Annotated in this window: 2 pseudogenes; both read right to left on the reverse strand. The window is 46.0% G+C overall.

Going from position 1 to position 1339, the window contains the following annotated elements:
- Positions 1–139 (reverse strand): annotated as a pseudogene (locus tag L5M17_RS22850) (IS4 family transposase); the annotation flags it as partial.
- A gap of 105 nt (positions 140–244) precedes the next feature.
- Positions 245–883, reverse strand: a pseudogene (locus L5M17_RS22855) (IS110-like element ISShes7 family transposase); the annotation flags it as partial.
- Between the last annotated feature and the right edge of the window lie 456 nt (positions 884–1339).

The following is a 1339-nucleotide window of genomic DNA, read 5'->3' on the forward strand; positions in this document are numbered from 1 at the left end:
TTCGACCTAACTCAGTCAAGGTCAGTGTCTTACATTCAATCAGTGCCTTAGAGGCCAGCATCAAGCTGTTTAATCGTTTTAGGTGAAGTTCTGGGCAGTATTGGTGTAAAGAATGTTGTAGGATATTGGCTTCGCGCATCTTGTTGTCCAAGTGTAGTTTTTAGCGAAACCATTTGATCATGCAACAAGATGCGCTTCCACCCTAATTTGATGATTTATTTGTAAATCATCAGGGGATTCTTCAGCGCTTGGCATCTGGGTGCGTTCTTGCCTGCAGTTTGATGTCTTTTTCCAGTGAACCTATTGCAACGTTGATCGCACGCAACTCTTCCATCAGCTCACGCATGTATTGGCGTGCAATCGTAGTGAGTTGATTACTGGCATCCTCAAGTAATTCCGGCAGCAAAAGATTCAATGGATTACGTCCTTTAGGGAGGGCTATTCCATATTCACTTAGTAAGCCTCTGATTTGATTGGTTAGTGCAGTGCGTATTCTGATCCGGCGCTCGCGAATTCTGTGGGTAATGATGATATCAACCTGCGCTAAGGTTCTCGGCTGGACGAAAATCAGGTTTGGTCTCTGCGCTGCCTCACAGATAGCGAAGGCATCATTGCGATCGTTCTTATTGCCTTTGACAAATGGCTTAACATGCTGAGGCGGGATCAGTTTGACGTCATGCCCGAGAGAAAGTAACTCTCTGCCCCAATAGTTAGAGCCACCGCAGGCTTCCATCGCAATAGTGGCATCAGGGTAAGTACGCAGAAAAGTCAGGAGCTGAGCACGTTTAATCGAACGGTTAAAAACACTCTTGCCTGCTTGATTAACTCCACATACTTGGAAGATATTTTTTGCGAGATCAATTCCTATTAGTGTAACTTTCATTTTGGACACCTTTTGTTGTTATTGAACGTGCAAATTCAATATGGCGTAAATGACGCCTACTTCACAAGAGGTGTCCATCCCATCATCCTTGGATGCTCGACCGCCCCGTCCATGGGGCGGACGGTCGTCTCGCTAATCACCATGGCACACCTTTCGAGCATTCGCGTAATCTGTAGATTTAAAAGACATACGCAACATGCTTTGGGACGTGCGACGTGAAGTCGTATGAAGCGCTGTTCACCGCTTAACGAGTGAACCATCTGTATCACCAGATGAACCTAGGAGCCTGAATAAAGTAGCGGCTCTGACAATGTAACGAAGATTGGTCTTTGACCAATCGGGATATGAACCGCGAGGGGATGATCCTCCTGATAACCACAAATCGGGTGAGTGCTAGGTAGTCAGTATGATGAATGTAAGTGAATCCGCGTAAGGTGCGTTATGCGATGAAACAGC

Source organism: Shewanella sp. SW24, from assembly GCF_025653395.1.
Classification (GTDB): Bacteria; Pseudomonadota; Gammaproteobacteria; order Enterobacterales; family Shewanellaceae; genus Shewanella; species Shewanella oncorhynchi.